Genomic DNA, 14,580 nt, shown 5'->3' on the forward strand with positions numbered 1-14,580 from the left:
GGCGCCGCCCGGGACGCAAGCCCGGCGACATGGCCGATGACGGCGTCGCGGCTCCGTGGAAGAACGCCTGGCGGAACCCGCCCCGCCGCACCCACGGAGGGGACACGCCAGGCCGCCCGCCGCGCCCCGCGCTCAGCGCCGGACGCCCGACACCAGCAGCATCATCGGACGGCGCATCTCGTCGCGCATGCCCGGCAGGTCTATCATGTCCTCGGGCGGCATCGGCTCGACCACGCGCGTGATCTCGAAGCCGTTGTCCGGCAGCGCGCCGAGATAGGTGGTCAGCGTCCGGTGGTACTTGACCACCTTCTCGCCGAGGAACACCGCCTCGCGTTCGCCCTCGTAGTAGTAGCGGTCGACCGGGAAGTGCAGGATCTCGCCGTCGGGACCGTACCACCAGTCCTGCGAGCCGTAGGCGGTGAACACCGGATGCTCGACGGAGAACACCAGCGTGCCGCCCGGCCGCAGCCACCGCGCGATCCGCCGCATCAGGCCGGCGAAGTCCTCGACGTAGTGGAAGGCCAGCGAGCTGAGCACCACGTCGAACGAGGCGTCCGGCGCCTCGACGTCCTCCATCGCCGCGCGGCGGTATTCGATGGCCGGGTCGGCGTTGATCTCGCGCGCGTGCTCCAGCATGCGGCGCGAGATGTCGACGCCCAGCACGGATGCGGCGCCGTGGTCGGCGGCATATTTACAGTGCCACCCGTACCCGCAGCCCAGGTCGAGCACGCGGGCGCCGTGGAAGTCCGGCAGCATCGCCCGCAGCGCCCGCCATTCGCCGGCGCCCTCCAGCCCCTGCCGCGACCGGGCCATCCGCCCGTACTTCCCGTAGAACTCCGCGTCGTCGTAACGGTTCTCCCTGGCCATGCCATGCCCCTTCCCTCGTCGGCGTGCGCCGTCCCGTGGATGCACCATTGTCGCACACCCGCCCGAACAGGGCCACCCGCCGGCGGCGCATGTCACGTCCGGCGCCCACGGCCAAGCCCCGCGGACGGGCGGCACGCCGCGTCACAGGCTCAGGTCGCGGCGACGGAACACCTCCACGGCCGCGACGCACATCGCCGCGCCGGCGACCGCCAACGCCACGGCGCCGCAGACCGCCGGCCCCTCGCCCGCGGCCAGGCCCTCCGGATCGAACAGCGTGAGCGCCGTGGCGCAGCGCAGCACGTCCATGCCGTCGTCGGCCTGCGCCAGCATCCTGATGAGGAACTGCGCGGCGCACAGCCCGGCGCCCGTCCACAGCGCGGCGGACGCGTTGCCGATGGCGCAGGCCGAGAGCGCGCAGACGCCCGCCATGCTCAGCCACAACGCCAGCAGCCCCAGGTTCATCGCCGCGATATCGGCGAGCGCGACGTCTCCGGGCGCGCGGACCGCCACGCACACGGCCTCCGTCACGCTCACCGCCACGGCCATCGCCGCCGACGACGCCACGACCGACGCGAGCGCCGAGCCGGCGATCGTGCGGCGGGAATGCGGCGAGGCGAGCAGGTAGGCCATCGAACCGGTCTCGATCGGTCGGATCAGCGTGCCGTGCACCGCGGCGACCACCATGACCATCGGCAGCAGCACCAGCAGGAAGCCGTACAGGTAGTCGACCATGAACCCCGACAGCGTGGCCGAGGCCCCGTCCATGCCGAACGCGGCGAACAGCTCCGGCATCGTGGCGACCAGCGCGTCGAGCCCTTCGTTGGCCCGCGGATCGTACATCGCGACGACCACGGCGATATAGGCCGCCGTTACCGCGGTCAGCGCCGTCCACATCGGCAGGATGCGTCTGAGGTCGTGCAGCAGCAGCGTGGGGTTCATCGCCGCGTCTCCTTTCCGTTCGCGCGGCCGGCATGCCCGGCGGTCCGTCCGGCGGTCGCGCCGTCGTAGATGTGCAGGAACGTCTCCTCCAGCGTCTGTTCGCGCGTCGTCAGGTCGACGACGCGGTAGCCCGCCAGGTCCGCGATGAAGCCGCCGACGTCGCCGACGACGGTCGCCTCGAGGCCGACGCCGGACGTTCCGTGCGCGCCGGCACGCAGGCCCGGCCCGGAGGAACCGACGCGAACGGCGCCGCCGTCCGCCGCCCGCGCTTCGGCGTCGCCACGGACCGCAGCGACGACGTGCGGCGAGCGCATATGCGCGGCGCGGTACCGCGCGCATTCGCCGGCGTCGGCGAACACGATGCCGTATACGCGGCGCCTGGCCCCGCGCACCTCGTCCATCGACTCGACGCCGGCGAGCCGCCCGGCGCGGACGAACGCGACCCGGTCGCAGGTGCGCTCGACCTCCGGGAAGATGTGCGACGACAGCAGCACCGTCGCGCCGCGTTCCCGCTCCTCCCGCACCAGGTCGACGAACCGCTCCTGGATCAGCGGGTCGAAGCCGCTGGTCGGCTCGTCCAGCAGCAGCACGCGGGGCCGGCCCATGAAGGCGCATACCAGCGCGACCTTCTGCTTGGTGCCCTTCGACATGCGGCCGATGCGGGCGGACGGGTCGAGCTCGAACCGGTCGATCAGCGCGCGCATCGTCGTCTCGCCGCGCAGCCCCTTCAGCCGCGCCATGAACCGGAGGAACTCCCAGCCGGTCATGCCGGCGGGGCAGGCGACCTCGCCGGGCAGGTACCCGACGTCGCGCTGGATGCGGGCGCGGTCGCGGTAGCAGTCCAACCCCGCGATGCGCGCCGAGCCGCGGCCGGCGCGGATGAAACCCATCAGCGTGCGCATGGTCACGGTCTTGCCCGCCCCGTTCGCGCCGAGGAAGCCGCAGACCTGCCCCTCGGGAACCTCCAGGGTGAGGTCGAACACGCCGCGCCCATGGCCGTAGTCCTTCGTCAGGCCGCGCAGTTCGATCATGGCCGGGGCGTGCGCGGGCGCGTTGGCCTTGCCGTCGTTCATATCGTCGTCCTTTCCGTGGTCGATCGGTCGCGCGGGGCGGGCGCATCGCCGTCCGGGGCCGGACCGTCCGGCTGCCGGTACGCGTAGCGCCGCAGCATGGCGCACCATTGCCCGCACTGGACGAGCATGTCGTCCAGGTCGACCGGCAGCCCGAGGCCGACCTGCCGGTGCAGGTAGCCGTCGGCCAGCCAGATCAGCATGTCCAGCACGTGGCGCGGGTCGACGTCGTCACGGAACCGGTCGAGCCGGACATGCGAGAGGTACCGCTCGTACATCACGGTGATCTGCCGCTGCATCCACCGGTTCACCGTCGGCGCGACGTCGCGGTGGCTCGGATACCACGCCGCGAGCGCGAACCTGAGCATCAGCGGGTGCCGGGCCAGCTCCGCGCGCTTGCGCCGGCACAGATGCATGATCAGGTCGAAGAAGTCGTCGATGGCCCATGCCGCGTCGTCCACGACGGCCTCGCCCATCACGGTGGACACGTAGTCGACGGTGTTCAGGTACAGGTCGCGCTTGTTGCGGAAGTAGAAGAACAACAGCCCCTTCGACATCCCGGCGGCGCGGGCTATGTCGGCGGTGTTCGCGTCGCGGTAGCCGTGCCGCGCGAAGACGCGCATCGAGGCGAGGATGATCGCGTCCCGTCTCGCCCGCGGCAACGCGGCGAACCGTCGGCCTCCCTCGGTGGTCATGGGGATCCTCCCGTCGTCGTGCCCGGACCGGCCGTCTCCGCGCCGGCCGTGCGGCCATCGTCGTTCCTGTCGTGCGTCGCCGGACGGCGCGATGCCCGCCGCGCGACGTGGACACCACTGTATGGGATTGACCGCGGACGGCAAGGCCCCCTGCCGCGTCGCGTGTTCCAACGGTCTACGGCGCGGACGGAGGTGCGGACGGCGATGAGGACGAAACGGGCGCGCGGGTGCGACGGGCCGGGCGCGGTGCCATGCGCCCGCCGCATGACGCCACGCGCATGGCGAACATTGGTGCGGCGACGCCGGCATGTATAGGCTGGAGGCATATCTCGACATCGCATCATGACCGAAATGGAGGGAACCATCATGACCGACACCACCGACGACACCGCCGCGACCGGCGGCTCCGCGGACATGCGCTACGCGCCGCTGGGATGGTCCGGCATCCAGGTGTCCAGGGTCTGCCTGGGCGGCATGAGCTTCGGCAAGGCGTCGCCCGACTTCCACCAGTGGACCATCGACGAGGCGGGCACCGAGGCCGTGATCGCCAGGGCGCTCGAACGCGGCGTCAACTTCATCGACACCGCGAACTGCTACGCCTTCGGCACCAGCGAGGAGTACATCGGCCGCGCGCTGAAGCGGCTCGGCGTGCCCCGCGACCGCGTCGTGCTCGCCAGCAAGGTGTACTTCAACGACGGGCACCTGTCGGCAGAGGCCATCCGCCGCGAGATCGACGGCACGCTGCGCCGGCTCGGCACCGACTACCTGGACCTGTACATCATCCACCGCTACGACTACGACACACCGGTCGAGGAGACGATGGAGGCGCTCGACGCCCTGGTGCGCGCCGGCAAGGTCCGCGCGCTCGGCGCCAGCGAGATGTACGCCTACCAGCTGCACAACATGCAGGCTGCGGCCGAGGCGAACGGGTGGACGAAGTTCACCAGCATGCAGTGCCACTACAACCTGCTGTACCGCGAGGACGAGCGCGAGCTGATCCCCGTCTGCCGGCAGTACGGCATGGCGCTCACCCCGTACTCCCCGATGGCCTCCGGGCATCTGGCGCGGCCGACATGGGAGTCGTCCTCGAAGCGCGGGACGACCGACGCGACGATGCGGGGCAAGTACGACGCGGCGCGCGGGCAGGACATGCCGATCGTCGCGCGCGTCGCGGAGGTCGCCGAGCGGCTCGGCGTGCCGATGGCCCGCGTCGCGCTCGCCTGGCATTGGGCCAGGGGCGTCACCGCGCCGATCGTCGGCTGCTCGAGGCCGGAGCGCGTGGACGACGCGGTCGCGGCCCTGGACGTGCGGCTGTCGGCGAAGGACATCGACTACATCGAGGCGCCGTACACCGCGCACGAGCTCGTCGGACCGCTCGCCCGGCCGGGCGAGAAGGCGCTGGCCGGCACCAACGATCCGACGAAGGGCATGCCGAAGACGGCATAAGGCGGCCGCCGTCCGCCGCCATGCAGCCGGCCGGTTCACAGGATTGCCCGGTGCGATCCTGTGAACCGGAAACTCACGGCGACGATGGTTGGGCACATGGATAAACGGCGGTATGCCGCCAAAACCATTCATCGACCATCGTACGGACCGGTTCACAGGATCCGTCCCGGCAATCCTGTGAACCAGACTCTTCCGCACAACGCCGCCGTGCAACGTTATACATGACGATAACGGCCATCCAGCGACGAGTGATTGCCGCCAGTGAAATCAATCGGCATCGCGAATCTGCGTAAACCCCAGCCGTCGATACAGCCGCTCTCCCGCGCTCCCGATGGTCACGGCAAGCTCGACATTAGTCCAGCCCTCAGCGGCAAGCGCCGCACAGGCGCGTTGGATCAGCATCGTCGCCAATCCGTGTCGTTGCACGGCGGGATTGGTGAACACGTAGCAGATCAGCGGCTTGAGCCCATACTCGGTCGTGATGATCACGCTCATAGGCTCGCCCTCACGAATGATCACGCCACTCGCCGCCGTGATAACAGGACCGTATGCGCCGTTTCGCACCAAGCGCAGTTCCGTTAAGGCATCATCCAGAGTTTCGCCCTCATCGTCGACGGTTCCGCGATACGCGGATAGCATCAACACAGCAAGGCACCGTTCATCGACATCGTCGATGGAAACAACGTTATCGCAGACTTTTCCTATATCGCTCTCCGACAGACTCCGGCTCATGCGCACACGATGCAATGGCATTATCCCCCCATCTTTTATGCGTTGCGGCCCCCACACGCTTTCCCACTATCACTGCATCCATTATCACGCCACCGAATGCGAATCAGGTTACAGTCCACCATCCGTTTCACGGGATGGTAAAAAGCCACAGACACAGCATCAATCGGTCCAGACCTGATATGCAGGTCCTCACTTCTTTGACCACCATACAGCGTCAGTACCGAACAGATGCGCACCATATCAAGCCAACCGATACAGCAATGTGGTCACGGTGTCATGACGGAATATACCCTGCAAAAGGACCTCCCAATCCCGGTATCATGGAAGCCACATCCGTGATGGCATGTCGAGAAGGGGCAATGATGACCATACTCGTGTCGGGACTGATCAACATCGAAACCACCGTGGCGGTCCGGGAGTTCCCGATTCCGTACTATCCGATCGACTACCCGTTCTTCGGGGTCTCGAGCGCGGTCTCCGGTGTCGCGTTCAACATCGCCCGCGCACTGCGCGCGCTCGGCGACGACGTGGATCTGCACACCTTCGTCGGGCCGGACGACGACGGCCGCCGCGTACTCGACACGCTGGCCCGCGACGGCATCGACGATGCGCACGTCCGGCAGGAGCTGCGCCAGACCGCCGCCTCGGTGGTGCTGTACGATCCGAGCGGACGCCGACAGGTCTACTGCGACCTCAAGGACGTGCAGGACATGCAGCTGCCGGTCTCGGGCCCGGCGGGCGCGGCGGTCAGGGACTCGCTGGAAACCGCGGACATCGTGGTGGCGTGCAACACGAACTTCAACCGCGATCTGCTGCGCGCCGCGCGGGAGGCGGGCAAGCCGGTCGCCACCGACGTGCATGTGCTCGACGACATCGGCGACGAGTACAACCGCGACTTCATGGCCGCGGCGGACATGCTGTTCCTCAGCGACGAACGGCTGCCGGAGCCTCCCGCCGATTTCGCGCGGCGGTTGGCCGACCGGTACGGGCCGCGCATCGTCGTCATCGGCATGGGCGGCAAGGGCGCGATGCTGCATCTGCGTGACACGGACGAGACCTGGACGCTGCCCGCGGCCCCGACCACGAAGGTGGTCAACACCGTCGGCGCCGGCGACGCCCTGTTCTCGGCGTTCCTCCACGGCGTCGCCGGCGGTCTGGCGCCGCTTGAGGCTCTGCGGCGCGCCGAGCTGTTCGCCGCGCACAAGATCGGGTTCAGCGGCGCCTCGGTCGGTTTCTGTGATGCGGCGGAGCTCGATGCGATGGCGGCCGATCCGACGCTGGCCATCGAGCCGGAACGCGTGCGCTGAGCGCCCACGCCGACCGCCCGGTTCACAGGGCGGAAACGCCGAGGAACCGACTTTCGTTTTTGGAACATTAGGCACCCATTGCAGGCACACCTATTTGTTCCTTTTGGGAAATGGAACAATAGAGGTCGGACGCCCGACACCGGAAGACGCCGCGAACACGCATCTGGGGCAATAGCCTGGACTGCAAGAGCGTCAAACGCCCCCTGCACATCGTCGCCTCGACCGAACGGCCGCGGGCGAGAAGGTACTCAAACGCTGGCAACAGCAGCCCGACACGTGGCGGAAACCGACGCTTTCCAGACATCCAAAAACGGCGCGGTTCCACCGTCCCGAAGCCGGAAACCGTTGGAACCGCGCCGTTTCTTGACGAGTCAACCCGTCACTTGGACACGTTGAACTTGAACTCGACGATGAAAACGGAAACCCAATGATTCCAACGGTTCCGAGCCTGCCGAAAACCGTAGGGCACACAAAAGGCACTCTATATCGTTATCGCAAATCATCATACAGCGCCCGCGAATACGAGAAAAGCGCCCCGCTCCCCCGCGTGTATCGCGGGAGGGCGGGGCGTTGTGATGCAGCAGGCTATTCCTGTGTCGTGTGTCGTGCCTTGAGCGCGCTGGCGCCGATGAGCGCACCGACGAGGGTGCCCAGGGCGGTCAGGATGGTGACGGTCAGGTCGGTGCCCGACCATCCCGCCGCCGTGCCGATGGTCTGCACGCACACGGCGATGGCCGGCAACGCAATCAGACCCACCCACTTGAGCACGTCATACACCTTGTCGGGAATCAGCCACGAAGGTGCCACCGCGGGATCGGCGGCTCCGGTGTCACCGGGAGTGATCGTCTCGAAGCGAATCTCATTCGCCTCGAGTTTCGCTTCCGTGACCGCGTTCGCGGTGATGGCCTCGCTGGTGACGGGCTTCGCGGTCTTGTTCTCGTTGGTTTCATCAGCCATGATGGCCTCCATAAAATCCTGGATTGGCGGCCGGCGCCCCGTATGGCGACGCCGGCCTGGTATCTAGTAGTGCAGGACCTCGCCCGGGTAGATGAGCGACGGGTTGCCGGAACGGTATCCGGTGAGCTGGGTCCAGCTGATGCCGAGACGCGCCGCGATGCCGGACAGGGTTTCGCCGGAGCGCACGGTGACCGTGCGGCCGCCGTTGCCGGCGGAAGCGGCGCCGCCGTTGTGGCAGACGGTGTCGCCCGGGTACACGCGGTTCGGGTCGCCGCTCGGGACGGTGACGTTCCACCAGTCGGTCCAGAACATAGAGACGTACTGGCCGGACTGGATGACGCGGCAGTCCGAGCCGCAGGAGCCGGTGGACGGCTGCGGCGCCGGCGCGGGTGCCGGTTCGGGCGCGGGCGTCGGAGTGGTGGTGCCGTCGGGGCGGCTGCCGGCGTACGCGTACCAGGTCTCCAGATCGCCGTACACGACGCTCAGGTCGAGCGGGCCATCGTACCCGTTGACGTGGCCGGAGCTGGTGTACTGCCAGGCGACCGCGAACGGCCAGTTCTGCAGCACAGGCTGCACGGACGGCGGGTTGAACCCGTAGATCGGCGTGTAGCCGAGCGTGTACGCCGCGACCCACAGGCCGACGTTCCGCTGGACCAGCGGCGACCAGTCGTAGGAGTTCTCGGTGGACTGGTTCATGTAGATGATCGGGATCGTGTCCCACCTGGCGCGCACGGCGTCGACCCACTGCGCGGCCCACTGGACGTTCCACGGCTGGGAGGGCTCCCAGTCGAGGATCGGGACGATGCCCCTGCCGATGTAGCCCTCGGTGTTGCGGTTGAACCATGCGGCCTCCGCCTGCGGGCTGTTGGCGGTGTTGGCGAAGTGGTAGACGCCCACGCCCTGACCGGCCTTGAGCGCCTGCTGGACCACGCGGTCGCAGTCCGGGTTCACGTAGGTCGTGCCCTCGGTGGCCTTGGCGACCACGATCTGCGCGCCGGTGGTGGTCACGTTGATGCCGGTCTGCCACGAGCTGACGTCGATCATGTCAGCCGCAAGGGCGGACGCTGGCGACAGGCCCAGCAGGACGGCCGCGAGCACGGCGAGCATGCGGATGATGATATTCGGACGGTTCCTGTTACGGACCAATATCCTCTCCTTCCATTCTTATTTGGATATGACGAGGCCCCGGCCGGAAACCTCCGGACCGGGGCCAAACCTTGAGAAACACGCCCATCATTCACGCGGACGAATGGGCGCACGCTGGATGTCGTTGTTGATCGCGGTGCCGTGCCCGTTGCCGTCCAGACCGTGGTAGGCGTCGTAGATCCGCTGACTGCGTGATTTGAGGTCCTCGTCCGCGATGCCGCCGGCGGCGACCATCTCCGCGCGCAACTGCTCCAGCTTGCACAACAGCAGCTCGCGCACGCCGGCCTCCAACGCACGGTCACGACGACGACCGCCACGCCACCACGACGCCAGCCAACCGACCACAACGCCAAGCACACCAGTCACCGCCCACGTGACAACCGACTGCACAATCTGCTCGGTCAATCCATCACTCCTCCTTGACTAAGACGATTCCGGATTCGGACATGATTCAGCTCCTTCGTGGCATGGTTGATTGGTCGAAGTAGACGAGTCCGAGGTCTTGGACTTGCCGGTATTCGGTTTCGGTGCAGCAGATCACGCTCGCGAACATCGACCGCTGCCCCGTCGTGGATGGCGCGTACAGGCGGATGTGCGAGACGTTCACGCTCGGGGTGAACGTCATCGTGTACCGTTTGTTCACCCCGTCGTACGTCGCGCTGCCGGCGATGACACCGGCGTCCACGGCCAGGACCCTGTCCATCGGATAGGGGCCGGTCGACGAGCCGTCCCGCAGGTACGCGCTCAGCACGTACCGGACACCGGGCGTCGTGTCCACGACGGTCTCGGCCCACGCCTGCATCATGCCGGACAGGTCCTGCCTCGCGGTGACGACCAGCGACAAATCCGCATACGACAGGGACGGCGCCTCGGCAAGATAGCACGACCCGCTCCACCCGGTCGTGCCGACGGGCTTCGGATTGCGCACCAGATTCACCAGCCTCACCACGACCACCCCCTTGCGGGGGTGATTGCGGTCAGGAGCGCGTCAGCGGCATGAGGTCCCAGTACACGCGTTCCGGCCTGTCCTGCATGGCAAGGTACGCGCTGTAATCCGCCTTGGTCATCAGCAGCGGCGCATCGAACGTCACACTCTGGTTGGCGACCGTCGGACTGTTGAACAGGAACTGCACGTTGTCCGCGCCGGAGGGGATCGTGAACTCCTGCGCGTACGTGTACGTTGAACCCAAGTGGTCCCTGTACTCCATGCCTATCGACGCGACCGTGGTCCACGAACCGTATCCGATGGTGCACAGGCAGCCGTTGCGGAAGCCCGTCGACTCCTCCGGAACATACGCGAGGAACCGGAACACCAGCGTCTCGCCCAGCGGGATGCCGGTAAACCGTAGCGGACACTGCATGCCGGTTGAATCCGCCGATACGAGCATCAGGTGATTGTCCTGGTAGCGCATCGTCCCGTTTCCGGACTGCGAATGCTTCGCGCCGGTGTCGCGGAACAGGGGGTTGGGGTAGTATTGCGTGATCCTCACCGGGCACCACCCCCGGCAGGCAGGTCACCTGGGCATGGTGTCGTACGCGAAGAAGCGGGGATACCCCCCCCCACCGCGGAATCAAAGGTCTCCGCGAGCTCCAATTGCATGCCGTTGCGGATATTGACGAACGACGACGTCCTGACCTGCAGCATGGCACGTCTTGCCGCGTCATACTCGAAATGCAGGGTCGCCGCATGGTACTCGTTGTCCCCGACGGAATCCAGCTTGGCGTACTCCTTAGAGAAATCGTCGGCTACCATCCTGAATTCAAACCAGACGCCCGACTGCGACGCCACGTCACAGGAGAAGACCCACCTGCCGGCGTCGATGTCCGGCAACAACAGGTTGATCTGCATCTCGGAGCCGTCCGTGGACAAGAGATTGTATCCGATCCCCGAGTAGAACTCGCATGACGCGTTACCGGTCTTTGAGCCCAAAGCGAGCGGCTGCTTCACGAAGAACGGACTCGGGATACGATTCACCCGCATCATGCGACCACCCCCGTAAGGATGGCAGCACCTGCTACGAGCTGCGCAGTGGCATGAGCTGGCTGTGGATCCACCACTCGCCGTGCTCGCGCATCCACGCCAAACCGGCGTCCGAGACGACGCTCAACAGGCTGATCTTGGTCTGCGCGCCCGCAGCCAGCGGGCACACGCCCTGGAAGCGCACCAAGCCGGACGACGGGGCCTGGAACCTGACGACCTGATGCACGCCGGACTGGGACTTCGTGACCGACGCGATGATCGCGCTCGAATCGGACGCCGGTCTCGACGCGTCGTAGAGCATGAGGATGTACCCCCACTGCAGGTTCGGGTCCGCTCCCACGCATTCCACGGTCGCCACAATATTCAGCCATTCCCCGGCCGGAACCGAGAAAACGACGGTTTTGAAGTACGCCAACGAACCCGAATCCGCGACCACGTCGACGCCGCGCCCGCTCGACCAGCGTCCGGCCGAACAACCATTCAAATCCCAGCGATCCGTGTGCGTGAACCTCGGGTCCGGCCACCAGTTCACGAACCTCATCGGGCATCACCCGCCCGACCGGATCGTTCAGCCTCGCGGCATCGTGTCCCAGGCGAAGAACCGAAGCCCCCCCCCCCAGCCACGGCGGCATCGAACGTGGACGCCAGTTCGAGCTGGATGTCGTAGAACGCGCATGTCATGTCACTGTTCGACGAATCCTGCGGATTCGGGCCGCGGAATTTCAGGTAGACGACTCCGTTGTCTGGAGCCGTGAACCTCAGAGTCTGATGTCGCTCCGTGGGCTTGTGACTGCCGCTGGAAATATTCGCGAGTACTATACCATCGGTGTTTCCGCTGGTCTCCACGCTGATGATGGAGCCTCTGGCGGTGCCGGCGTTCCAGTATCCCACTTCGCAATCAAGGACATATCGGGACCCGGGGTCCAGCCCATCGCACTTGAAGATGACGATAGCACCAATCCCATCTGGATCGGAGGTGATGCCGAAACCAATGAGCGAAGAATACTGCCAGATGATCTTCGAAATATCTTCCGTGTACACAGGCTTTGTACCGGAGTCCACGCACCTCGGGTTGGGGAACAGGTTGACGCGCTTCATGCCGCCACCCCCAGTCCGAGGAAGGCTAGCTCCGGTTCAGTGGCATGAGGTCCCAGGAGAGGAAGCCCTGCTTGACGATTTGTGTCAACGCCTGCCAGTCCTCCAGTGTTCCGACGAACACGTTGAAAACCGAAAACCTCTCTCCGTTCGTCCTGGAGCAGCGGAACGTGACCTTGACCTGCCCGTTCGACGGGACCGTGAACTCCCCGCTCGCGTTCAGCCAGCCATGAGTGTTGTTCGCCATCCACGTCGCCCCGTCCGAGGTCCATATCGACATGGCCGCGCCGTTCGACGTGACGTCGCCGTTCGAATTGCAGGCGGCGACCAGTCTGGCGCCGGCCGGCAGAGGGATGTTCATGTCCGCCCAGTTGTCCCCGTCCCGCGTCGCCCTCAACGTCAACCCGGGGTAGCGCGAGCTGGACGGCTCGTATGTCGACGTGTAACTGTCCATCGCGCACCCGTGGTACGACAGCATCGAGTCGATGCCGCGCATCCTCGGATTCGGGAAATGGTTCACGATCCTCGTCATGCCACCAACCCCCACTCACGGAGGCGAACAGCATGATGGCGAGGGCGATTACGTAAGCCCCCCCCCGAGCCCGCGGGGCATGGTCGAATAGTCGAAGTACCAGAGCTCGGGATCGTACGTGCTCTCGAGTTCCAGCAGGGGACGGCACAGCATCACCATGCTGTCCGTGTTGACCGGGACGATGCGGAAAAGGAGCCCGCGTCCCGACAGCTGGAGCGTCGTGTCCGCTAACTTCGTGACGCCGTCGTTGACGTACAGCTCGTACAGTCTCGTATACGAGCTCGCGTTCTCGTTCCTCTGGAAGATACGGAGACAGCCCTGGCCTCCCTGCGCGTACAGTTCGCAGCGGAACCGGTACGATCCGGGCGCCACGTGCTGGAGCGAAGCGAAGTCCACGTACGGGTCGCCGCCCGACAGGTCGTAGGCGCGGATGTAGCGTCGACCGTTCTCATGCGTGATCGCGTCGGCGGTGCAGGAGTTCGACGTCGCGTACGGTTTGTCCCCGTGGAACAGCGGGTTGAGGATCTCATTGACGCGTCTTGTCACGTCCGCCTCCCTTCCCCAGCAGGTCCAGCAGGTTCCTGATCTGCAGTTCGCGCAGGTCCGCCTGGTATTCGAGGTCGCTGATGCGTTCACGCAGGCGCTTGATCATGTCGTTCGCGTCGACCTGCTGCCATTCCGGCACGACGGGCGTGTCCGCCGTTTTCCTGGTTTCGCTCATGATTCCGTCCTTTCCTGGGGTTAGTGGGCGTCTCCGCTGACGAGGATCCGGGAGACGAGTCTGAGCCGGCTGGTGTCGAGCACGGCCTGGTTGCCGGAGTCCGTGTCCTGGATCGTGACCGGAGTGCCGGCCTCGGCCGGGAATTCGGCCAGGAGGTGACGCTGGTAGTCGCGCCACTGCTCCACGCCGCTCGCCTCGTCGGTCCGGTCGTACCTCAGGCCCAGGCGGAGCAGCTCGCTCTTCGCGCTCTCCGCGGCCGGACGCAGGTCCAGCACGAACATGCCCTCCGATCCCACGGGCGTCTGCCCGGACGCGTCCGCGGTCTGCGCGTCCCCGGTGACCGGATCGGGTGCTGTGCCGTCATCGACGGCGCCTCCCGTCATGTCATCAGCGATGTCATTGGAAGTGTCGTTAGAAGTGTCGTTAGCGGTGTCGTGAATGGTGTCGTCGGCCATGGCCGGCTCCTTTCCTGTGATGGGTGTGGATATGCGTGGACCCCGGCAGGCTTGCGGCCTTTCCGGGGTCCTCGAGTGAATACGTGCTTGTGTTCGGTCAGCGTCCGCCTGCGGGCAGCAGCCCGTCCGCGAACCGGGATCCGGCCTCATGGATGCGCGCCGCGACCTGCGGGTCGGCGAGCAGCGCTTCGAGCGCTTCCGCGTCCACGTTCCCGGGCATGGGGATGGACTGGTCGGGCGGATCATCCTCCTCGTCCATGAGCCGCATCGCCATGACGCTGCCCGTGGGCAGGCCGAGCAGACGCCGCGTCTCCACGCGCCCGTCGTCCACCAGGGCGAGCGAGACCGGCGACAGGGCGCGGTGCGTGGCCGCGCGCGCGGTCTGGTTCAGGTCCAGCAGCCTCTGCCGCTCGCACTCCTCGTAGGCCGACGTCCACGCGTTGCGGCTTGTTTCCGCGTCGAGGACGCCCGGGTCCGTGGCCTGCAGGATCGCCGCGACCGCCTCCGAGTCCGAGCCCAGGCCCAGGAGGGTCCGCCATGAGGCGATGGCGTCGAGCGGGATCACGTTCGTCGACCAGCCGTTCTCGTCGCGCATGATGAGGTTCCCGTTCTCGATGGATGGTGTCAGGTTCATCTC

The 14,580-nt window shown here is 66.4% G+C and carries 20 protein-coding genes; 2 read left to right on the plus strand and 18 right to left on the minus strand.

Going from position 1 to position 14,580, the window contains the following annotated elements; all coding sequences use genetic code 11:
* Positions 1 to 132: 132 nt before the first annotated feature.
* The 4 genes from KIH73_RS00845 to KIH73_RS00860 form a co-directional block, all read right to left on the minus strand.
* Positions 133 to 867, minus strand: a complete 735-nt coding sequence (locus KIH73_RS00845; protein WP_219079621.1) for a class I SAM-dependent methyltransferase — start codon at positions 865 to 867, stop codon at positions 133 to 135.
* 141 nt (positions 868 to 1,008) lie between these two features.
* Positions 1,009 to 1,806 (minus strand): hypothetical protein, encoded by a 798-nt coding sequence (locus KIH73_RS00850; protein WP_219079622.1) that lies wholly within the window; start codon positions 1,804 to 1,806, stop codon positions 1,009 to 1,011.
* Positions 1,803 to 2,879, minus strand: coding sequence for an ABC transporter ATP-binding protein (locus tag KIH73_RS00855; RefSeq protein WP_219079623.1), 1,077 nt, complete (start codon positions 2,877 to 2,879; stop codon positions 1,803 to 1,805). Before KIH73_RS00855 ends, KIH73_RS00850 begins: the two co-directional genes overlap by 4 nt.
* Positions 2,876 to 3,571: a TetR/AcrR family transcriptional regulator gene (locus tag KIH73_RS00860; RefSeq protein WP_219079624.1), complete on the minus strand. Its 696-nt coding sequence runs from the start codon at positions 3,569 to 3,571 to the stop codon at positions 2,876 to 2,878. The genes KIH73_RS00855 and KIH73_RS00860 overlap by 4 nt, the downstream gene beginning before the upstream one ends.
* A gap of 366 nt (positions 3,572 to 3,937) precedes the next feature.
* Here KIH73_RS00860 and KIH73_RS00865 point away from each other — a divergent pair, with 366 nt between their 5' ends.
* The gene (locus KIH73_RS00865; protein WP_236022477.1) at positions 3,938 to 5,017 is read left to right on the plus strand and encodes an aldo/keto reductase; all 1,080 of its coding nucleotides are present in this window, start codon (positions 3,938 to 3,940) and stop codon (positions 5,015 to 5,017) included.
* 267 nt (positions 5,018 to 5,284) lie between these two features.
* On the opposite strand, the gene KIH73_RS00870 is transcribed toward KIH73_RS00865, so the two are convergent.
* Positions 5,285 to 5,770 (minus strand): GNAT family N-acetyltransferase, encoded by a 486-nt coding sequence (locus KIH73_RS00870; protein ID WP_219079625.1) that lies wholly within the window; start codon positions 5,768 to 5,770, stop codon positions 5,285 to 5,287.
* Positions 5,771 to 6,108: 338 nt separating this feature from the next.
* On the opposite strand from KIH73_RS00870, the gene KIH73_RS00875 reads away from it, so the two are divergent.
* Positions 6,109 to 7,056 (plus strand): carbohydrate kinase family protein, encoded by a 948-nt coding sequence (locus KIH73_RS00875; protein WP_219079626.1) that lies wholly within the window; start codon positions 6,109 to 6,111, stop codon positions 7,054 to 7,056.
* Between the two features lie 585 nt (positions 7,057 to 7,641).
* Here the strand turns inward: KIH73_RS00875 and KIH73_RS00880 are convergent.
* The 13 genes from KIH73_RS00880 to KIH73_RS00940 form a co-directional block, all read right to left on the minus strand.
* A complete protein-coding gene (locus tag KIH73_RS00880) occupies positions 7,642 to 8,013 on the minus strand; it encodes a phage holin (protein ID WP_236022478.1) in 372 nt (123 codons plus the stop codon).
* Positions 8,014 to 8,076: 63 nt separating this feature from the next.
* Complete coding sequence (locus KIH73_RS00885) at positions 8,077 to 9,120, minus strand: GH25 family lysozyme (RefSeq protein ID WP_236022479.1); 1,044 nt, start codon at positions 9,118 to 9,120, stop codon at positions 8,077 to 8,079.
* Between the two features lie 126 nt (positions 9,121 to 9,246).
* The gene (locus tag KIH73_RS00890; RefSeq protein ID WP_420830202.1) at positions 9,247 to 9,564 is read right to left on the minus strand and encodes a hypothetical protein; all 318 of its coding nucleotides are present in this window, start codon (positions 9,562 to 9,564) and stop codon (positions 9,247 to 9,249) included.
* Between the two features lie 46 nt (positions 9,565 to 9,610).
* Positions 9,611 to 10,105 (minus strand): hypothetical protein, encoded by a 495-nt coding sequence (locus tag KIH73_RS00895; RefSeq protein WP_219079627.1) that lies wholly within the window; start codon positions 10,103 to 10,105, stop codon positions 9,611 to 9,613.
* Positions 10,106 to 10,136: 31 nt separating this feature from the next.
* Positions 10,137 to 10,649: a hypothetical protein gene (locus tag KIH73_RS00900; RefSeq protein ID WP_219079628.1), complete on the minus strand. Its 513-nt coding sequence runs from the start codon at positions 10,647 to 10,649 to the stop codon at positions 10,137 to 10,139.
* A complete protein-coding gene (locus KIH73_RS00905) occupies positions 10,646 to 11,143 on the minus strand; it encodes a hypothetical protein (RefSeq protein ID WP_219079629.1) in 498 nt (165 codons plus the stop codon). Before KIH73_RS00905 ends, KIH73_RS00900 begins: the two co-directional genes overlap by 4 nt.
* 31 nt (positions 11,144 to 11,174) lie before the next feature.
* Entirely contained in the window at positions 11,175 to 11,681 is a 507-nt protein-coding gene (locus KIH73_RS00910; RefSeq protein ID WP_219079630.1) for a hypothetical protein, read from the minus strand.
* Entirely contained in the window at positions 11,678 to 12,238 is a 561-nt protein-coding gene (locus tag KIH73_RS00915) for a hypothetical protein (RefSeq protein WP_219079631.1), read from the minus strand. Before KIH73_RS00915 ends, KIH73_RS00910 begins: the two co-directional genes overlap by 4 nt.
* 25 nt (positions 12,239 to 12,263) lie before the next feature.
* Positions 12,264 to 12,767, minus strand: a complete 504-nt coding sequence (locus tag KIH73_RS00920) for a hypothetical protein (RefSeq protein ID WP_219079632.1) — start codon at positions 12,765 to 12,767, stop codon at positions 12,264 to 12,266.
* 48 nt (positions 12,768 to 12,815) lie between these two features.
* A complete protein-coding gene (locus KIH73_RS00925) occupies positions 12,816 to 13,313 on the minus strand; it encodes a hypothetical protein (protein ID WP_219079633.1) in 498 nt (165 codons plus the stop codon).
* Positions 13,294 to 13,488 carry a hypothetical protein gene (locus KIH73_RS00930; protein ID WP_219079634.1) on the minus strand — a complete coding sequence of 65 codons (195 nt, stop codon included), beginning with the start codon at positions 13,486 to 13,488 and terminating at the stop codon, positions 13,294 to 13,296. The genes KIH73_RS00925 and KIH73_RS00930 overlap by 20 nt, the downstream gene beginning before the upstream one ends.
* A gap of 20 nt (positions 13,489 to 13,508) precedes the next feature.
* On the minus strand, positions 13,509 to 13,943 hold the full coding sequence (locus KIH73_RS00935; RefSeq protein WP_219079635.1) for a hypothetical protein: 435 nt from the start codon (positions 13,941 to 13,943) through the stop codon (positions 13,509 to 13,511).
* A 97-nt stretch (positions 13,944 to 14,040) separates the two neighbouring features.
* A complete protein-coding gene (locus tag KIH73_RS00940) occupies positions 14,041 to 14,577 on the minus strand; it encodes a hypothetical protein (protein WP_219079636.1) in 537 nt (178 codons plus the stop codon).
* Positions 14,578 to 14,580 lie beyond the last annotated feature (3 nt).

This window comes from Bifidobacterium phasiani (assembly GCF_019331775.1).
Taxonomy (GTDB): domain Bacteria; phylum Actinomycetota; class Actinomycetes; order Actinomycetales; family Bifidobacteriaceae; genus Bifidobacterium; species Bifidobacterium phasiani.